This window comes from Acidovorax sp. GW823-FHT02H02, from assembly GCF_058797075.1.
In genome coordinates this window covers 1-17,387 of record NZ_JBXAJH010000029.1, presented here as the reverse complement: position 1 = coordinate 17,387, position 17,387 = coordinate 1, and the positions used below count along the sequence as shown (strand labels likewise).

The window sequence follows — 17,387 nt, the reverse complement described above, 5'->3', positions numbered from 1 at the left end:
AAGCTGCGCGCATGGCTGGCGATGCGGGAGTTCTCGGCCACCACATCAATGCGTTCGGGATACAGGCGTAGGCTGACCACCTCGTGGGCGTGCTCGGTGGGCACGCTGTAGCGGTTGCGCTGAAGGTGCACCAGCGCCGTGCTGGAGACACGCGCCAGCACCTCGATGTAGCCGTCAAACGGGCGGGGGTTGGGCATCAGGCGCTGCTGCTCATCCTGCAGCACGTCGGCCACCTTCAGCGTCGACCACTCAGGGTGGTTGAGTTCGGCCCAGGCAGCGCGGCACTCGCCCTCCAGCCACGTATTGAGCGACTGCATGTTGGGCCAGCGCTGCTTGGTCGCCTTGTGCCAGATGCTGATGCGCCGGTCGCGCACGTTCTTCTCGACGATGCCCTTCTCCCAGCCGCTGGCGACGTTGCAGAACTCGGGCTCGAACAGGTAGTGGCCGGTCATGGCCTCAAAGCGGGCGTTGACCGCGCGTTTCTTGCCGGCGCCAACCTTGTCCACGGCCGTCTTCATGTTGTCGTAGATGCCCCGCTGGGGCACACCGCCGAAGGCGGCAAACGCCCGGGCATGGGCATCAAACAGCATCTCGTGGCTCTGGCTCGGATAGGCCACCAGCCAGAAGGCACGGCTGCCACACAGCTTGGTGTGGGCCACCTCCAGACGCCGGCGCAGCCCGCCCACCCAGGCGTACTCGGTGCTCCAGTCGAACTGGAAGGCGTCGCCCAGGGCGAACTTCAGCGGCACGAAAGCACCCTTGCCGACCTTGCCCGACTGCTCCGCTCGCCAGCGCCGGGCAAAGGCCGCCACCCGGCCGTAGCCACCGGTGTAGCCCTGCTCGACCAGGCCTTCGTACAAGGCCTTGATGGTGCGGCGATCACGTTTGCCGCGGTGCAGGTCGGCCTTGAGCCAGGTCGCCAGCGTTTCGGTATAGCCGTCAAGCTTGGTCTGGTTGACCCGCTGGGGGTACTTGGGCTCGACCATCTCGCCCTTGCGCAGCCAGGCCTTGATGGTGTTCCTTGCCAGGCCCGTGCGCCGCTCGATCTCTTTGATTGGAAGGCCATCGCGCAGGTGCATCCTGCGGATCTTTGCCAGTGTTCCCACGTTGATCACTCCTTGATTCCCTCCTGCTCAAAAAACAAGCAGGAGACGTTACTCAAGGGGTCAAAGTTGGGTGAAAAAACTCAGTCCAGAGGGGTCAGATTTACGTGGAAATCAACAGTCACGATCCAATAGGGTCTGAATGCCATGGTGTCTTGACCTCATTTTTTGATGCTGTGGTGCAAACTGCATGCAGCCAAGCACCGCTATTGAAATCAGTCGGCCTTTGCGATCAGCAGCCGAAGCTACTGCACCGATATGGTAGGGCCTTCAGTACCACTCAGTGGTGATCGCGAGATCGCGGCCTCTTGGGTGATCTGGACTGAAAGCGCAGCGCCTGATTCTCTCTCAGTCTTTTTGCAAGGCGACGGCTGTACTTGGTTCGCACCTCCAGCGGCGGGTGATACTTTAGCCAGAGATGACGCAGGCTCCAGAATACCAACACGGATATCAGCAACCCGATCCATATCCAGAACAGTTTGGTAAATAGTCCGTCCTGGACCGGCTGCATAGACATGTATCACTCCACTCGCCGAACCCGACGGGCGTCATGCTTTCTCCGCAGGGCGGCGCGCACCAAGGCTGTAGGTGACGTCGGCACCCCGCGCAGCGACATCTCCCCTCGTGCGGGGAGTTCTTGCCAAACTTGGAGTTGCCACTTGGCCATACCGCATGGCAGTTGCGATCTCGTTCGCGCTACTTCAGCGTGAAGCGGACGGAAGCCACGGCCTTTCCAACCTTCGAGACTGCAACCACGGCTTTTGTGCCTGAGGCGACCTTGAAATTGCCGGCGGCTTCGAGCTTGCCATCCACGGGCTGGAGCTGGACTTCCTGCTTGTCGCTACCCGCCAGGAGAGTGGCCTTCGCGGTCATGCCTGAAACGTCAAACGGCTTGCCGTGGTCGCGCATGAACAGTTGCAGCTTGTCGGCCTTGGCCACCAGCTCGTAGTCCACATCTTTCGCTTGAGCGGTGACGCCCCCGTGCATCGGCTTGGCTTCGTGGCCGTGGTCATCGGCAGCGAAGGCCGTGCCGGAGATCGATACCGCGAGCGCGATGAGGACTTGAGAGAATTTCATGAAAGTTCCTTTGGAGCGAGATTTATGGAAAGGAGAGGTCCCGCCGCGAGCGGGACCTTTCACAACTACACGGGAGCGGACACGTCCGGCGGGTGCGAGGGCTCGGCCGAAACGTCCTCATCTTTCTCATCGGGCCTGTGGGCCAGACGGTAAAGAATTGGCAGAACGAGCAGCGTGAGCAGTGTGGAAGAGAGAATTCCACCGATTACTACCGTTGCCAAAGGCCGCTGAACTTCGGCGCCTGTGCCTGTAGCGATGGCCATGGGAATGAAGCCCAGCGATGCCACGAGCGCAGTCATGAGCACTGGCCGCAACCGGGTCAAAGCGCCTTCGCGAATCGCTGCATCAAGCCCAACACCGTCCTCCCTCAAGCTGCGGATGTAGGAAATCATCACCAGCCCGTTGAGCACTGCTACGCCAGAGAGTGCAATGAAGCCCACGGCAGCGGAGATGGACATAGGGATATCGCGCAGCCACAGCGCCAGGATGCCCCCCGTCAAAGCGAATGGGATGCCCGTAAAGACCAGCAGTCCATCCTTGGCATTTCCGAACATTGCGAACAACAGGACGAAGACAAGCAGCAGGGAAACCGGCACAACAATCTGCAGGCGCTTGGTTGCCGATTGCAGGTTTTCAAAGGTGCCGCCCCAGCTCGTCCAGTAGCCGGTAGGAATCTTGATCTGGGCCAGGCCTTGTTCAGCCTCCGCTACGAACGAACCCACGTCGCGACCCCGCACATTGGTGCTCACCACGATACGTCGCTTGCCGTTCTCGCGGCTGACCTGGTTGGGGCCAGGGGCAAGCTCGAACGTCGCCACCTCACCCAACGGGATGAAATTGGTCTTGGTCTCCGTACCACTCTCAGAGCGCGGCAGCGGTATGGGCAGCCGCTTCATCGCTTCCAAATCATTGCGGACGGTCTCGGGGAGACGGACCAGAATGTCGAATCGACGATCTCCTTCAAACATCGTGCCTGCCTCCCGTCCGCCGATGGCCGTAGCCACGGTGTCCTGGACGTCAGCAACGTTCAGCCCATAGCGTGCGGCCTTCTGGCGGTCGATGTTCACGGTCAGCATCGGAAGGCCCGTCGTCTGCTCGACCTTCACCTCAGAGGAGCCCTGGATCTTCTGCAGCATCGCTGAGACTTCTTCAGCGGACTTGTTGAGCACCTCCATGTCGTCGCCGAAGATCTTGACTGCCACATCGCTTCGCACACCCGAGATCAGCTCGTTGAAGCGCAGCTGAATGGGCTGGGAAAACTCATAGTTGTTGCCCGGGATTTTCCCGATGACTTCCTGAATCGCCGCGAGTAATTCGTCGCGGGTTTTTCGAGGTTCGGGCCATTCGGCCATTGGCTTGAGCATGATGTACCCGTCCGAAATGTTCGGCGGCATGGGGTCCGAGGCAATCTCCGCAGTACCGGTTCTGGCGAAGATGCGCTCGATCTCGGGGAATTTCTCTTTCAAGGTCCTTTCAATCTGCTGCTGCATTTGGACTGACTGGGAAAGGCTGGTGCCTGGGATGCGCAGCGCCTGGATCGCAAAGTCGCCTTCATTGAGATTGGGTACAAACTCGCTGCCCATACGCGTGGCGATCAACCCGCACAAGATCACCGCAACTGCAGCTGCGGTCAGTACGACCGCCTTGGCGGCCATGACACGGTCGAGCAGTGGACCATACAAGCGCTTGGCATGGCCCAGCAGGAAGTTTTCCTTCTCGCTGACCCGATTGCCGATGAACAGGGCCACCGCTGCGGGGATGAATGTCACCGACAGAACCATGGCGCCCAGCAGTGCCGCGACCACCGTGAATGCCATGGGGTGGAACATCTTCCCTTCAACGCCTGTCAGCGCGAAGATGGGCAGGTACACCACCATGATGATGAGCTGTCCGAACAGCAATGGACGCCTTGACTCCTGGGATGCCAAAAACACCTCATGGAAGCGCTCAGCCCGCGTCAGTGGCCGACCGTGGTGCGCTTGTGCATGGGCAAGTCTCCGTACGCAGTTCTCAACGATCACCACCGCTCCGTCGATGATGATGCCGAAGTCCAACGCTCCCAGGCTCATCAGGTTGGCGCTCACCTTGTACTGAACCATACCCGTGAAGGTAAAAAGCATCGACAAGGGGATGACCATTGCCGTGATGACGGCGGCACGGATGTTGCCCAGAAAAAGGAACAGGATCACGATCACGAGGACGGCACCTTCCAGCAGGTTCTTCTTCACCGTACTGATGGCCTTGTCAACGAGCACCGTACGGTCATAGACGGTCACCGCGTGGACTCCGTCCGGAAGACTCTTGTTGACCTCCACCATCTTCTCGCTCACGGCCTGCGAGACGGTTCGGCTGTTTTCGCCGATCAGCATGAACACTGTCCCGAGAACCACTTCGCGGCCGTTGTCTGTGGCTGCGCCAGTGCGCAGCTCCCGGCCAATACCCACTTCCGCCACGTCCCGGATGCGCACGGGCACGCCGTTGACACTGCTGAGGATCACGTTGCCGATGTCTTCCAGGGACTTCACCTGTCCTGGCGCCCGGATGAGGTATTGCTCGCCGCGCTTTTCGATATAACCCGCGCCGACATTGCCATTGTTGCGCTCTAGAGCGGTGACCACATCCTGCATCGTCACGCCCAGTGAAGCCAGGCGCTCGGGGATTGGCGCTATCTGATACTCCTTGGCGAAGCCACCAATGGAGTTGATTTCCGTCACGCCTGGGACGTTTCGCAGTTGCGGCTTGATGATCCAATCCTGGATCTCGCGCAGGTCGGTTGGGGTGTAGGGTGAGCCGTCGGGCTTCTTCGCCCCGTCCTTGGTTTCGACCGTCCAGAGATAGATTTCCCCCAGCCCGGTGGAGATGGGCCCCAGTGCCGGCGTGATACCGGCGGGCAGCTTGTCGCGCGCTTCCTGGATGCGCTCGTTGACGAGCTGACGTGCGAAATAGATGTCGGTGCCGTCCTTGAAGATGACGGTCACCTGCGACAGGCCATAGCGCGAAAGCGACCTGGTTTGTTCCAGGTTCGGCAGGCCGGCCATGACCGTCTCGATAGGGTACGTGACCCGCTGCTCCGTCTCCAGCGGCGAGTAACCCGGTGTCTGCGTGTTGATCTGAACCTGTACGTTCGTGATGTCGGGGACAGCGTCGATGGGCAGCTTCTGATAGCTGAAAACGCCGAGCGCAGCCATCGCGAGGGCCGCAAGCAGCACCAACCATCGTTGTTCGATTGAAAATCGAATCAGTTTTTCAAACATGTGTGGGCTCCGTGATTAGTGCGTGTGTTCGGCAGATCCCTTGCCGAGCTCGGACTTCACAACGAAGCTGCCCGATGAGGCGTAGGACATGCCAGACTTGAGTCCCTGAAGGACCTCGATCCGCTTGCCATCGCTTCGACCAAGTTTCACTGGCTGGGTAATGAAGCCGCCGTTGACCTTGAGGAACACAACAGGCTTTTCTCCGACGTTCTGCACGGCGTCAGCCGAGATCGTCACAGGCGCCGCCGTTTCTTCGGACACAACTTCAACGTTCACGAACAGGCCGGGACGCCAGGCGCCCTTGGGATTTTCCAGAACCACGCGGGCCTTCGCTGTGCGGGTCTGCTCCCCGATCAGCGCGCCCACAAAAGCGACGGTGCCAGTGGCGGATGCCTCAAACGCCGTGGCCTTGATGGTGACCTTCTCGCCCACCCTCACCGACGGCAAGTCTTTTGCCGGAACGTTGATCTCCGCCCACACCTGGGTGAGATCCGAGATGGTGAACACGGCTGCATCTTCTTTCACGGCTTCGCCGAGACTAAGGTGCTTCTCGATGACGATGCCGTTGAAAGGCGCACGCAGTTCGATGCGATTCAAACCAGACACCGACGAGGTGGACAGGCCCAGCGCACTCAGTTTCTGATTGGCGTTGGCTACAGCCACCTCCGCTTCGCTCAGGGCCTGCTTGGCCTGGAGGTAGTCCTGTTCAGCCGAGACCTTCTGCTCCCACAGCTTCTTCTCCCGCTCGTATGTGGTCTTGGCCAGCGCCAATCGCTTTTGAGCGGTCTGCAACTCGCTGCGCTGCTCTGAGGCGGTCGGGCTTGCGATGGCGGCCAGCACCTGCCCTTTCTTGACGACTTGGCCAAGGTTGGCGCTGACACTTTCCACCACTCCCGCAAGACGGGGGACAACGTGCGAAGTGCGGTCTTCGTTCAGCCGGATCTCGCCGGGCAAAAGCAGTGCCGTCTTGATGTTGGCTGCCGACACGGTGTCCACACTGATCGATGCCGCCTTGATCTGTGCGTCGGTCAGTTCGATCTTTCCTTCTTCCTTGCTCATCACGAACATGAAGGGCTCTGTGGCAGTCTGCGCAATGATCTCGATGTCGAACGCATGGGGTTCGGCAACGATCTCGCGGCTGACCAGGTTGTCTTTTTCCGCAGCAAATGTCAGCTTTTGCTTTTCGTCCGTCGGGCGGGTCACTGTTGCCGTGACCGTTGCCGCGCTCAGGGGTAGGGCCTTGTCTTTATCGAACAGCCAGATTCGCAGCCGAGGCTCGCCACCATCTTCCGACAGCAGTGCTTCCAGACTGAAATCGCCTTCCTTGAAGACGGTACCGCCATGGGCACCCTTGGCTTCGCTCTTTTCGTGGTGCTCGCCGTCCGCATGGCCCTTGTCATCGTCGTGGCCCTTTTCCCCGCCTTTGCCATGGTGCTCACCATCGCCGTGCTCCTTGGCCTCGGTGTGGCCGCCGTGACCGTGGCCATCACCCTCGGCGGCCGCGGCTTTGGGTTTACCGCCGCCCTGAAGGATGAAGGCTCCCGCTCCGACCCCCAATGCAAGGACGACGGCAATGGCGATCAAGTGCTTTTTGCTGATGATGGATTTGCTGGTGTTCATGGTCATTTTCAGTTCTGCGTTGCGATCAGGCGTGGACCGGTAGAGCCGCCGAGCAGACGGTCGACATCGGCTGCTGCGCGATGTGCCTCGCCAAGTGCTTTGAGATATTGGGATTTGGCGGTGAAGTAGGTGCGCTGCGCATCGAGCACCTCCAGGAAATTGAACTTGCCGTTTTCGAAGCCAATGGTTGCGGCGTCGTAAGCGGACTTCGCGCCCGGAAGGACGTCCTGACGCAGTGACTGGACCTCTGCCGCGATCGTGGACAGCCTCTCCTGGGCCTGCGCCACTTCGCTGTGCAGGCGCACGGTGGCCCCCTGCAACTCGTCTCGGGCCTTGTCCTCCAGCTTCAGTGCTTCGAGGAGATTGCCTTGGTTTCGGTCAAACACGGGCAGAGGTACGGAGACACCGAAAAGAAGAATGTTTCGCTGCGTTTCGTTGCTGCGCTGTATACCAGCGCTGACGGTGATGTCCGGCACCCGCTTGCTTTGTTCCAGGTCGGTCAAGGCCTTGCGTCGATCCACCTCGATCCTTGCCAGGACAACCGCTGGCGAAGAAGAAATAAGGGACTGAAGATCGGCGAGTTTCGGTACAGGGGGGAGGTTTTCGGCCTTGCCCTCCAGGACCGTGAAAGGCGCTTCGATCTTTCCCAATAGCGCGAACAGACGAGACAGGGCATTGCGTTGTTCGCTCGCCGCCTGGGCGAGCTCGACGCGAATACCCGCTTCCGCAACCCGGGCCTTGGACTCTTCGACAGGCGACACTTTGCCGGCAGCCACCCGCTTAGCGACAGTGTCGGTTGAAGACTTGGCCAGCGCCACGCTGTCCTTGGCGAGCACCAGGCGCTCTTGCGCAGTCAGCACGTCGAAATAGGCTGTAGCCACGTTGGCTCGCAAGGCTGCCTTCAGCTCGTTGAGTTGGGCCTGCGCCTGCTCGCGGGACTTTTCAGCTGCCTTGGTGCGCGCAGCACGCTTCCCCCCCAGTTCCACCGGAAGATTGAGCTGCCAACTTTGCGTGCGCGTTCTGGAGCGCGCGTCTTCCAGCGAATAGGCGAGCTCTGGATTGGGGCGTGCGCGCCCTTGCAGAACTTGCCCCTCGGTTGCCTCCCACTGGCGCGTCGCCGCTGCCACCTCGGGACTTCCCTCCAAAGCCAGTTCGATTGCCTTGGTCAGCGACAGCGGCGTAGCGGGTGCTGTTGCGGCAGTCTGAAGTGCTTCCTCGCCAACGACGGGCCGTTGTGACACGCCCTGCGAAAGGGCACTGCCGGAGGCGGCGACCAGCAATATGGCCGCCGCGCTAGCTGCGAGCCCGATTTTCTTGCGGCCGCGCCATGCCTGCGGCTTTCCTTGAAGGTAAATACCCTTGAACATTCGATTCTCCAGTGATTTCAAAACACAAAGGAATCAGTGGGGTGGCAACCGTGCAGTTGCTTGGCAACTCGTCACTCATCACAGCCGCGACACGCGCAACTACATCCGCCAGAGGGGCGGACACGAATGACTGAAGGAAGGAGAGATACCCCGCCGATTAGGCGAGGACGGACCACTGAGGGCGGTCAGGGGGATTGGGCGTTACACAAGCCAACCGCTCGCTGGGCTGGGCATCCAAACTACTGTCATGAGAGCCGCCTTGCTTGGCATAGGACAAGTTGAAGACGCCGATGCCGACGCCATGGCAAACCCAGCAATCGGAATCAACCTGGTCGGCGTTTTGCCCGTTCTTGTCTGCTGGGTCAACCACGCTTTTGGCCTCATGCTCATGCTCATGATGCCCCACATGTTGTGTCTGAGCCGTAGCGCGTTCATGCATGCAATAGCTAGCAACCGCAGACCAGCTGAACTGGAGCGGTAGCAATGCCAGTATAAAAACAGCTATCAAGCGGCGCATTTTTTGAGTCTAGCACGCGACAATGAAGTCTTCGTGTGAGCAAGGATAGACTCTGGATAGAGGCGATGCGTTGAAAATCAGCTGCCGGAGTACAGTTCCTTCATACGCTGTTTTTCAGCGGCAGACATGCTCAGGTATTCCTGTTGCACCTGCTCACGGGTCTTGGAGGGGCTCATTGCCTTGACAGGCAGAGCACCACCGCGCGCGATGATCGCCAGTGTGCCGTCCTTACGGGCGACGGTCACCGCCTGAAGAGCGTCGGCACGGGACATCGCGCTCTGGAAATGGTCGGGATGGGTGGTAAATCCCACTTCGCCATCTGCAGGGTGATACAGCGAGGATGCAGACGCCAAACCTGGAGCCGCGATGGCAAGGGCGATCAGGGAAAGCGCGAGGGGTTTGCGAACAATCATGGTTTTTTCTCTGGGTTCAGGTAAGCACTTGGCGATTTGCCTAGGCGATGCCTTGCGACACGAGATGAACTTTAGAAAGCGAACCGCGACAAGACACCAACAGCCAGATGACAAATTCGTAATATTTGAATACCCCGCATGCTTCGACAATGGCGTCATGAAAATTTTGCTCATTGAAGACGAAGTCAAGCTTGCTGAGTACCTGCGCAAGGGACTAGGAGAGGTCGGCTACGTGGTGGACGTAGCCCACAACGGCGTGGATGGGCTGCACATGGCCCTCGAAGGCGGGCACGACCTGCTGGTGCTGGACGCGATGCTCCCAGGGATCGACGGTTTCAGCCTCCTCACCGCTTTTCGCAAATCCAGGCAGACACCCGTTTTGATGTTGACAGCGAGGGTGAGCGTCGAGGACCGCGTGCTGGGACTGCAGACAGGTGCTGACGACTATCTGGTTAAGCCCTTCGCGTTTTCCGAACTTAACGCACGCATCCAGGTGCTCCTGAGGCGCACGCATGGCACACGGGATGCGGCAGAGCCCACGCAACTGCGCCTTGCCGATCTCGACGTGGACTTGGTGCGGCGCAAGGCGTTCCGCGGCGGTCAGAAGTTGGAGCTGACCGCCAAGGAGTTCCTGCTTCTGACACTGTTCCTGCGAAGGAACGGCGAGGTACTGTCTCGCACCGAGATTGCCGAGCAGGTGTGGGACATGAATTTCGACAGCAACACCAACGTGGTGGAGGTGGCCATCCGGCGCTTGCGCAACAAGATCGATGCGCCCTTCGAGAAGGCACTGCTTCACACCGTTCGGGGTATGGGTTACATCATGGAAGAGCGCAAGGAATGAATGCACTGATCCAATATCGCTCACTGCGCCAGCGGCTTTCCTGGTGGCTGGCGCTGCAAAGCTTTGCCGGCCTCGGGTTGGTCTGTCTGGCTGTGTATCTGGTGACCGAGTTCAATTTCCGTGATCGGCAAGAGGACACGCTGGCCCAAAAAGAGAATGTCATTCGACACCTGTTGGCGGACGGTAAAGAGCACGGGAAGTCAGAAGACCTCGCGCACAAGCTCGACGATTTCCTGGTGGGGCACGGAGATCTGTCGCTTGAAGTGACTCGGGGCGACGGGGCCGTGCTCTACGCACACACCCGCAACCAGAATGCGAAGACGGTGTGGCGTCAACGGCAGTTCGAGGTTGCACAGACTGCGGGCCAGCCCCCCTCCAAGGTTTTGCGCGTCCGGTTATCGTTGGACATCCAAACGGACAACCAGTTGCTGCACCGGCTTGCACTTACCTTGCTGGTGGCAGCCATCGGAGGGGCCATCGTGGTTTCGCTGGGTGGCTTCTCCCTGGTCAACCTGGGCCTGGCGCCCGTTCGAAGACTGGTCAGCCAGACGCGTGCGTTGTCGGCGGACAACCTGCACCACCGGCTCGACGGTGCAGAGCAACCCCTTGAACTCGTGCCCCTGATCGACCAGTTCAATGCGCTCCTGGAACGCATCGAAAATGCCTACTCACAGATGGAGGGCTTCAATGCCGACGTAGCGCACGAGTTGTGCACGCCACTGGCCACGCTCATTGCCAACAATGAACTGGCGCTAAGGCGCCCTGAACAGGAGGACATGCGAGAGGTCCTAGCTTCCAACCTGGAGGAATTACATCGCCTGACCGCCATTGTCAACGACATGCTGTTCCTGTCCCAGGCGGATCGGGGCGTGGGCGCACGCCGCGCTCCCGTAGTTAGCCTTGCATCGATGGCTGCAGACGTGTTGGACTACCACGAGGCGGCGCTGGCCGAGGCCGGTCTCACCGCCGAAGTGGTGGGCGATGCCCATGGTGCCTTTGACGTGCCGCTGTTGCGCCGGGCCCTGTCAAACCTGCTAGGCAACGCCACCCGATACGCAAAAAATGGCTCGATCGTCCAGGTCACCTTCAAGCCTTCTGATGAGGACCGCGTGCTGATCCGTGTCGCTAACTGCGGAGATACCATCGATCCAGAGGTACTTCCGCACCTGTTTGATCGATTCTTCCGCGGCGATCCCGCTCGCAGCCATGGGCAAAGCAACCATGGCCTCGGCTTGGCCATCGTTGGCGCGATCGCTCGCATGCACCAGGGTGAGCCGGTTGCATGGTCAGAGAACGGGGTGACGATTGTCGGGATGGAAATCCGCGCTCTGTAACGAGCTCTGGTGCCGGTGATCCCACTTACGCATCCATGAGCCCGAACTGTGCTTCTTCAGGGGGGGCTGGATCGATTTTCTGATTTATGAGTTCGTGTTTTCGGGTTGGATGTTCTGCAATTGACCGAAGCGACTCCATCGCACTTACTCCCATGCAGGATATTTTCCCATGTCTTCATGGTCGGGCCTTGTCACCGCGATAAGGTCAAGAACAGCAAAAGATGACAGAAAAGTCATCGTGCTGTCCGCGTTCTGTTGGGTCAGGATTTCTACGATGAACACATCTCATCATCGCTTGGCAAAGGCATGGGAGATGCAAAATTTACTGACTTCTATAAGGACCTTAGCCATGACTCAACGTCGTCTCTCCCTTTCTTCCATGATCGCAGCAGTGGCCGCAGTGGTCACTCTGGGTCTTCCAGGGATGGCTTCGGCAGCGTACGAGCATCCTGCCAACAATGAAAAGGGCATCATCGTTCACCCGGAACACTGGAAGAGCGATAAGACGCGAGAGCAGGTTATCGCGGAAACCAAGGCTGCCATGCAGCAAGGACTCCTCTCTTATGGCGAGAGCAACTACCCAATGCCTGTGCCTAATGTGGGCCCAGGGAAAACTCGTCAGGAAGTGATCAACGAAATGCTGAACGAGTCACCTGCCGAACGCGACGCGCGTCAGCGTCTCTACTATCCGGGTTGATCGCCCCCAGTTGCGGTTCCAGCGGATTATGCTGAACCCAGCCTTTGAGATCTCTGGCGTCGGCCTGACTAACCTCGGGAAAGCCCAGGCCGCCGCCCAATTTCCCATGCCACCCCACTGCCGCGCACCGTCGCGGCAACCTGCTTTCCCAACTGCTGCTCGATTACCGGCTTCCACGGCACCAGGCAAAATCCCAGGCCGTCATTGAGCATGGCGTAGCGCCCGCTGGCGAGCATCACGCTTCGCCGGTAGATGCCCGCTACGCGCTCCCTATCGGGGAGGGGCCGATGCTCCAGCCCGGTTTCAGCGGCAATGTCTTCGCGGCATGCGACAGCTCGCGGTTGCGCAGCGTCGCCGGAAGATTGCGCGTCAGGATGATGCGCTGCCCGCGCCGCTCGGTCAGACCCTAGTCGGCCAGGAAGTCGGCGCGTTTCTGTAGTACTTCCTTGGCCGCGCTGCCAAACCCTAGTTAGCTCAGCTCTTTACCGGCGCCGATCAACTGCTGGTCCAGCCAGGCGGCCCCAATCACGCGCGCCTGCCGCTCAATGGGCAGGTGCGTCATCTCCACGGCCACCCACGTCGATCGACAAAGCCTTGAGTCGATGCGCGCGTTCCCTGCGCCTCTTCCTTCTTGTGATCCGATGCTATTGAAAACCCTGTAGCGGGTGCAGAGTCAAGTTCACAGGTTTTACAGTGACCGAGACATGCGTATAGCCCGACGATGAGGCAGCCAGCTGCCCGCGAAGTTCAGCCCATTGGGTCTGCACAAACACGCACCTTGCGCGCTGCTGCAGATGACAAATTTGTCATCCAGATGATCGCTATCTGTTGGTTACGGATCGCTAGAGTCCTTCATGTCGCCCCAAGGCGTCACTGCGCCGACATCGGCGGCGCGGTCATCATTAAGAAGGAACTCTACATGCGTTCGACTCGCCTCATCCAGGTGGCCATTATTTTCGGCATGGCCTCTGCGTCTGCCATGGCAGCTGACACGTTTGCCAACGGTCAATCGTTCTACGGTCAACCCGCTCAGCAGGCCGCCAAAGCCCGAGTCGTGGATGTCTCAACCGCCCGGCACCTGAACGTTGCCTACGGTGATACGGTCACGTTCCGCAGCGAAGGCAAGGAGTTCTCGTGGACGTTCAACGGGCTCGATCGCCGGCCCGTGGACCTGGCAAAGATCGCGCCAGCCGGATTCACGGGCAAGTCGCTCAACGTGTATGTCGCGCAAAACCCGTTGACCCGGAACTAAGGGGTCACGCGCCGCGCCTGAGGGTTGCTGTCAAGCAGGGAGGGGCATCATTGGATATCTTTGGTCGCCACGTCGTACAGCAGCGGCACGAAAAAATCGGACTGTGCATCACCCTCGGGCGGCCGGCGCGCGTCAAGGTAGGGTTGGTAAGTCAGTGCTTGACGCCGCGCTGTTTGGTACCGGTACCGATTTCGCGATGCACTCCAGGCAGATGCGACTCGATGGGTGGGGTTGGTGGGATGTGGTTGTGTTGACGCGCGGCAATTACCAGACCGCCCAAGATGCCGCAGTCCCCGGCCAAATGACCAGATGAACACTGCCGCTGCAAACTGCGCAACTCTGCTTCCAGCGCCTGAAGTTCTCGAATACGGTCAACCACGTGCCCGATATGTGCCTGCAGCAGCGCGTCCACCGCGCCGCAGTTCTCACCGGGCGCGTCTTTGAAATGCAGCAGCACGCGGATCTCATCGAGTGTCATGTCCAGGCTGCGACAGTGCCGGATGAAGGCCAGACGCTCGACGTGGCTACCGTCGTACACCCTGTAGTTGCTTTCCGTGCGCTTTGCTGTCGGCAGCAGTTGCACCCGCTCGTAGTAGCGGATGGTTTCTGTCTGCGTGCCGGTGGCCTTGGCCAGTTCGCCAATTTTCATTGCTCCGCTTTCAAAAATGAGCTTGCTGTAGAACGCCGCACGATGCATTTCTGTGCTACCACTTGACTTTAAAGTCACTATAGGGTTTCCAATTAGGCCATGAAACCAGAAACCAGCACCTCCACAAGCGTTGACTCCTGCTGTTCCGCAGGTCGTTCAAGTCCTGCCACGCCTGGCAATGTGACCGCCAGCGTTTCTGGCCAGGCCAGGCTTTTCAAAATCGCGACCATGGACTGCAGCGCCGAGGAGGCGGAAATCCGCCGGGCGCTGGAGCCACTGGAAGGTATCCGCTCTTTGGGATTTCAGCTTGGCGCGCGCACGCTGAAGATCGATGCGCAAGAAAGTGCGTACCCCTTGGCCCTGGAGGCGATCCGCAAAGCGGGATTCGATCCGCAGCCCGTGGCCACGGCATCAGCCCCCCAAATCAGCCAGGGCAAGCTTTTCAAAATCGCGACCATGGACTGCAGCGCCGAGGAGGCGGAAATCCGTCGGGCGCTGGAGCCACTGGAAGGTATCCGCTCTTTGGGATTTCAGCTTGGTGCGCGCACGCTGAAGATCGATGCGCAAGAAAGTGCGTATCCCTTGGCCCTGGAGGCGATCCGCAAAGCGGGCTTCGATCCGCAGCCCGTGGCTGCAGCTGTGCGTTCTGAAGAAGGAAAGGCAGCGGGACATGCCGAAGGCGATGACCATCAACACGGGTTTGCCGGTGGCATTTCCCGCCTAGTTGCCGCGCTTGTATTCGCCACGGGAGCGGAGGTGCTCTCCTTCTTCGCACCCGATCAAATGGCCTGGAAGGTGGCAGGCATGGCCATTGCCGCGCTGGCTATCTGGCTGGCAGGTATCGACACCTACAAGAAGGGCGTTGCAGCGCTGCTGCGCGGCAAGCTCAACATCAATGCCCTGATGTCGGTGGCCGTCACTGGCGCATTCCTCATTGGCCAGTGGCCAGAGGCCGCCATGGTGATGGCCCTGTACGCCATTGCCGAGCTGATCGAAGCCAAGGCTGTGGACCGGGCCCGAAACGCCATCAAGGGTTTGCTGGAACTGGCGCCGGAAGAAGCGCTGGTGCTCGGCCCTGACGGCGCATGGACCGTCACGCCGGTCGCCTCGGTGGCCATTGGCGCGACCGTGCGCATCAAACCAGGCGAACGTGTGCCGCTGGACGGTAAGGTGACCAAAGGCAACGGGGCCATAAACCAGGCCCCCGTCACGGGAGAGAGCATCCCCGTGGACAAGGCACCTGGCGACCAGGTATTCGCCGGCACCATCAATGAAACTGGTGAGCTGGAATTCCAAGTAACGGCCTTGTCCAGCAACACCACTCTTGCCAGGATCATTCAAGCCGTCGAACAAGCGCAGGGGACCCGCGCACCGACACAACGCTTTGTTGATCGGTTCGCCGCCATCTACACGCCTGCGGTCTTCGCCATCGCTGTGGCGGTGGCCTTGCTCACGCCCTTTCTGATGGGCCTGACATGGCTGGAAGCACTCTACAAGGCGCTGGTCTTGCTGGTGATTGCTTGTCCGTGTGCCCTGGTGATTTCCACGCCTGTCACGGTGGTCAGCGGATTGGCCGCGGGCGCGCGTCGCGGGATATTGATCAAGGGTGGAACCTACCTGGAGGACGCGAGGCTCCTGAAGGCGGTGGCGCTGGACAAGACAGGCACGATCACCGAAGGCAAGCCCAAGCTGGTGGAGTGGAAAGTCTGGGGTACGGGAGACGAAGCTGCTACCCAGCAGATGGCCGCCAGCCTGGCCGGCAGGTCCGATCACCCAGTTTCCAAAGCAATCGTCCAGGGTCTGGAAGTCCGAGGACCGGAGGCCGAGAACTTCAAGGCCTTGCCCGGGCGCGGTGTCGAGGGCGTGGTCAACGGGTTGCGCCTGGTGCTGGGCAATCACCGGCTGATCCATGAGCAAGGACTGTGCACCCCGGACTTGGAGGCGGAGCTGGCCATTCACGAAAAGCAAGGCCGCACGGTGACGCTCCTGGCAGACGAATCCCGCGTCCTGGCCCTGTTTGCCGTGGCTGACACGATCCGGGAGACCTCCAAGCAGGCCATTGTCGATCTCAAGGCGCTGGGGGTGACCTCGGTCATGCTGACCGGGGACAACACAGCCACGGCCAAGGCGATCGCGGCGCAGGCCGGCATCGACGACGCTCGCGGTGATTTGCTGCCCGAAGCCAAGCTCGATGCCATCAAAGAGATGCAAAAGCGCTACGGCGCCACCGGCATGACAGGCGATGGCATCAACGATGCACCGGCATTGGCCCAAGCCGATATCGGCTTTGCGATGGGTGGCGCAGGCACCGACACCGCCATGGAAGCAGCCGACGTGGTCATCATGAATGACAACCTGGAGCGCGTCGCGGAGACTGTGCGGCTGTCCAAGCGCACCCACGCGATACTCTGGCAGAACATCACCTTGGCGTTGGGCATCAAGAGCGTGTTCCTGGTGATGGCGGTAGTCGGCACCGCAACCATGTGGATGGCTGTCTTCGCGGACATGGGAGCGAGCTTGCTGGTGGTGGCCAACGGCCTGCGTCTGCTTCGCGGTACACAGGTGGAGCCAGCCACCAAGCCAAGCCGCTCAGAAACGAAAGAGCATGCACATTCCCACTAAGCATGCGCCAGTGCGCGCGCTGGGCCCACTCGGGTAGTGCGGTTCGCCGGCATGCCCCGGCGGCCGGGCCCGCCAGATGGGCGCGCGCAGTCCTGCCATTGAAGCGGCTGTGCGGCGCCTCTACTCAATGGTCCGCGTTCATTTTTTGGAGTTGGAAACCTCTTGCGCCACCAGTTCAGCCAGCTGCTTGTGGCCAAAGCTGGGCAGTGCACGCCCGTTGACGAAGAAGGTGGGGGTCTTCTCCACTTTGAGGGCGGTCAGGTCTTGCACGTCCTGCTGCAGCACGGCGTCCAGCGTAGGTGCTGCCATGTCCGCCCGTGCCCGTAGCATGTCCAGTCCCGCCTGCTCAGCCGCCTTGTAGGCCAACTCCAGGTTGGGGTTTCCATGGTCCGCCCACTGTGGCTGCGCGGCCAGCACCGCCTCCAGAACGGCTTGGTACTTGTCCTGCTGCCGCGCCGATTCCAGCAACTTGACCACCTGCTCCGAGCCCTGGTGGAAAGGTGCATAGCGAATGACCAGCCGCACTTCGCTGGGGTACTGCTGCATCAAATCCTTCACAACCGGGGTCTCCTCGTTTTCAGTGCAATAAGTGACGGTACGCAAAGCTAGCACTGGCGCGGGGGTGGTCTGGGTAGACC

14 protein-coding genes and 1 pseudogene are annotated in these 17,387 nt (G+C 60.1%); 5 read left to right on the top strand and 10 right to left on the bottom strand.

The genetic code is table 11. The features are described 5' to 3' along the window. The 7 genes from istA to AC1RDS_RS20215 all read right to left on the bottom strand — a co-directional run. Positions 1-1,106: IS21 family transposase (istA, locus tag AC1RDS_RS20245; protein WP_492227300.1), on the bottom strand; the 1,106-nt coding region annotated here is incomplete at its 3' end. Positions 1,107-1,799: 693 nt separating this feature from the next. Further along, positions 1,800-2,180 carry a hypothetical protein gene (locus AC1RDS_RS20240; protein ID WP_291324241.1) on the bottom strand — a complete coding sequence of 127 codons (381 nt, stop codon included), beginning with the start codon at positions 2,178-2,180 and terminating at the stop codon, positions 1,800-1,802. 65 nt (positions 2,181-2,245) lie between these two features. Continuing rightward, positions 2,246-5,434: a CusA/CzcA family heavy metal efflux RND transporter gene (locus AC1RDS_RS20235; protein ID WP_492227299.1), complete on the bottom strand. Its 3,189-nt coding sequence runs from the start codon at positions 5,432-5,434 to the stop codon at positions 2,246-2,248. Positions 5,435-5,449: 15 nt separating this feature from the next. Then, positions 5,450-7,060: an efflux RND transporter periplasmic adaptor subunit gene (locus AC1RDS_RS20230; protein ID WP_492227298.1), complete on the bottom strand. Its 1,611-nt coding sequence runs from the start codon at positions 7,058-7,060 to the stop codon at positions 5,450-5,452. Between the two features lie 2 nt (positions 7,061-7,062). Next, on the bottom strand, positions 7,063-8,421 hold the full coding sequence (locus AC1RDS_RS20225) for a TolC family protein (RefSeq protein WP_024815611.1): 1,359 nt from the start codon (positions 8,419-8,421) through the stop codon (positions 7,063-7,065). 157 nt (positions 8,422-8,578) lie between these two features. Continuing rightward, a complete protein-coding gene (czcI, locus tag AC1RDS_RS20220; protein WP_081739431.1) occupies positions 8,579-8,938 on the bottom strand; it encodes a cation efflux protein, CzcI family in 360 nt (119 codons plus the stop codon). A 77-nt stretch (positions 8,939-9,015) separates the two neighbouring features. Further along, positions 9,016-9,351 carry a DUF4148 domain-containing protein gene (locus tag AC1RDS_RS20215; RefSeq protein ID WP_114655495.1) on the bottom strand — a complete coding sequence of 112 codons (336 nt, stop codon included), beginning with the start codon at positions 9,349-9,351 and terminating at the stop codon, positions 9,016-9,018. Positions 9,352-9,508: 157 nt separating this feature from the next. On the opposite strand from AC1RDS_RS20215, the gene AC1RDS_RS20210 reads away from it, so the two are divergent. The 3 genes from AC1RDS_RS20210 to AC1RDS_RS20200 all read left to right on the top strand — a co-directional run bounded on the left by AC1RDS_RS20210 (position 9,509) and on the right by AC1RDS_RS20200 (position 12,226). Then, positions 9,509-10,195: a heavy metal response regulator transcription factor gene (locus AC1RDS_RS20210; RefSeq protein WP_114655494.1), complete on the top strand. Its 687-nt coding sequence runs from the start codon at positions 9,509-9,511 to the stop codon at positions 10,193-10,195. Next, positions 10,192-11,529: a heavy metal sensor histidine kinase gene (locus tag AC1RDS_RS20205; RefSeq protein WP_423120217.1), complete on the top strand. Its 1,338-nt coding sequence runs from the start codon at positions 10,192-10,194 to the stop codon at positions 11,527-11,529. The genes AC1RDS_RS20210 and AC1RDS_RS20205 overlap by 4 nt, the downstream gene beginning before the upstream one ends. A gap of 349 nt (positions 11,530-11,878) precedes the next feature. Continuing rightward, positions 11,879-12,226: a DUF4148 domain-containing protein gene (locus AC1RDS_RS20200; protein ID WP_114655492.1), complete on the top strand. Its 348-nt coding sequence runs from the start codon at positions 11,879-11,881 to the stop codon at positions 12,224-12,226. Between the two features lie 68 nt (positions 12,227-12,294). On the opposite strand, the pseudogene AC1RDS_RS20195 reads toward AC1RDS_RS20200, so the two are convergent. Then, positions 12,295-12,800, bottom strand: a pseudogene (locus tag AC1RDS_RS20195) (DUF3363 domain-containing protein); the annotation flags it as partial. 204 nt (positions 12,801-13,004) lie between these two features. On the opposite strand from AC1RDS_RS20195, the gene AC1RDS_RS20190 reads away from it, so the two are divergent. Next, on the top strand, positions 13,005-13,478 hold the full coding sequence (locus tag AC1RDS_RS20190; protein ID WP_341240256.1) for a CzcE family metal-binding protein: 474 nt from the start codon (positions 13,005-13,007) through the stop codon (positions 13,476-13,478). Positions 13,479-13,629: 151 nt separating this feature from the next. Here the strand turns inward: AC1RDS_RS20190 and cadR are convergent, their stop codons facing one another. Then, entirely contained in the window at positions 13,630-14,127 is a 498-nt protein-coding gene (gene cadR / locus AC1RDS_RS20185; protein WP_114655504.1) for a Cd(II)/Pb(II)-responsive transcriptional regulator, read from the bottom strand. A gap of 99 nt (positions 14,128-14,226) precedes the next feature. Here cadR and AC1RDS_RS20180 point away from each other — a divergent pair, with 99 nt between their 5' ends. Continuing rightward, positions 14,227-16,749, top strand: coding sequence for a heavy metal translocating P-type ATPase (locus AC1RDS_RS20180; protein WP_236637069.1), 2,523 nt, complete (start codon positions 14,227-14,229; stop codon positions 16,747-16,749). Positions 16,750-16,887: 138 nt separating this feature from the next. On the opposite strand, the gene AC1RDS_RS20175 is transcribed toward AC1RDS_RS20180, so the two are convergent. Continuing rightward, positions 16,888-17,387: DsbA family protein (locus tag AC1RDS_RS20175; RefSeq protein WP_492227297.1), on the bottom strand; the 500-nt coding region annotated here is incomplete at its 5' end.

What these genes read in the sequence shown, in the direction of transcription:
- AC1RDS_RS20215 (WP_114655495.1), bottom strand. Translation starts at nt 9,351, where the DNA reads ATGATTGTTCGCAAACCCCTCGCGCTTTCCCTGATCGCCCTTGCCATC.
- AC1RDS_RS20240 (WP_291324241.1), bottom strand. Translation starts at nt 2,180, where the DNA reads ATGAAATTCTCTCAAGTCCTCATCGCGCTCGCGGTATCGATCTCCGGC.
- AC1RDS_RS20205 (WP_423120217.1), top strand. Translation starts at nt 10,192, where the DNA reads ATGAATGCACTGATCCAATATCGCTCACTGCGCCAGCGGCTTTCCTGG.
- cadR (WP_114655504.1), bottom strand. Translation starts at nt 14,127, where the DNA reads ATGAAAATTGGCGAACTGGCCAAGGCCACCGGCACGCAGACAGAAACC.
- AC1RDS_RS20210 (WP_114655494.1), top strand. Translation starts at nt 9,509, where the DNA reads ATGAAAATTTTGCTCATTGAAGACGAAGTCAAGCTTGCTGAGTACCTG.
- AC1RDS_RS20200 (WP_114655492.1), top strand. Translation starts at nt 11,879, where the DNA reads ATGACTCAACGTCGTCTCTCCCTTTCTTCCATGATCGCAGCAGTGGCC.
- AC1RDS_RS20235 (WP_492227299.1), bottom strand. Translation starts at nt 5,434, where the DNA reads ATGTTTGAAAAACTGATTCGATTTTCAATCGAACAACGATGGTTGGTG.
- czcI (WP_081739431.1), bottom strand. Translation starts at nt 8,938, where the DNA reads ATGCGCCGCTTGATAGCTGTTTTTATACTGGCATTGCTACCGCTCCAG.
- AC1RDS_RS20180 (WP_236637069.1), top strand. Translation starts at nt 14,227, where the DNA reads ATGAAACCAGAAACCAGCACCTCCACAAGCGTTGACTCCTGCTGTTCC.
- AC1RDS_RS20230 (WP_492227298.1), bottom strand. Translation starts at nt 7,060, where the DNA reads ATGACCATGAACACCAGCAAATCCATCATCAGCAAAAAGCACTTGATC.
- AC1RDS_RS20225 (WP_024815611.1), bottom strand. Translation starts at nt 8,421, where the DNA reads ATGTTCAAGGGTATTTACCTTCAAGGAAAGCCGCAGGCATGGCGCGGC.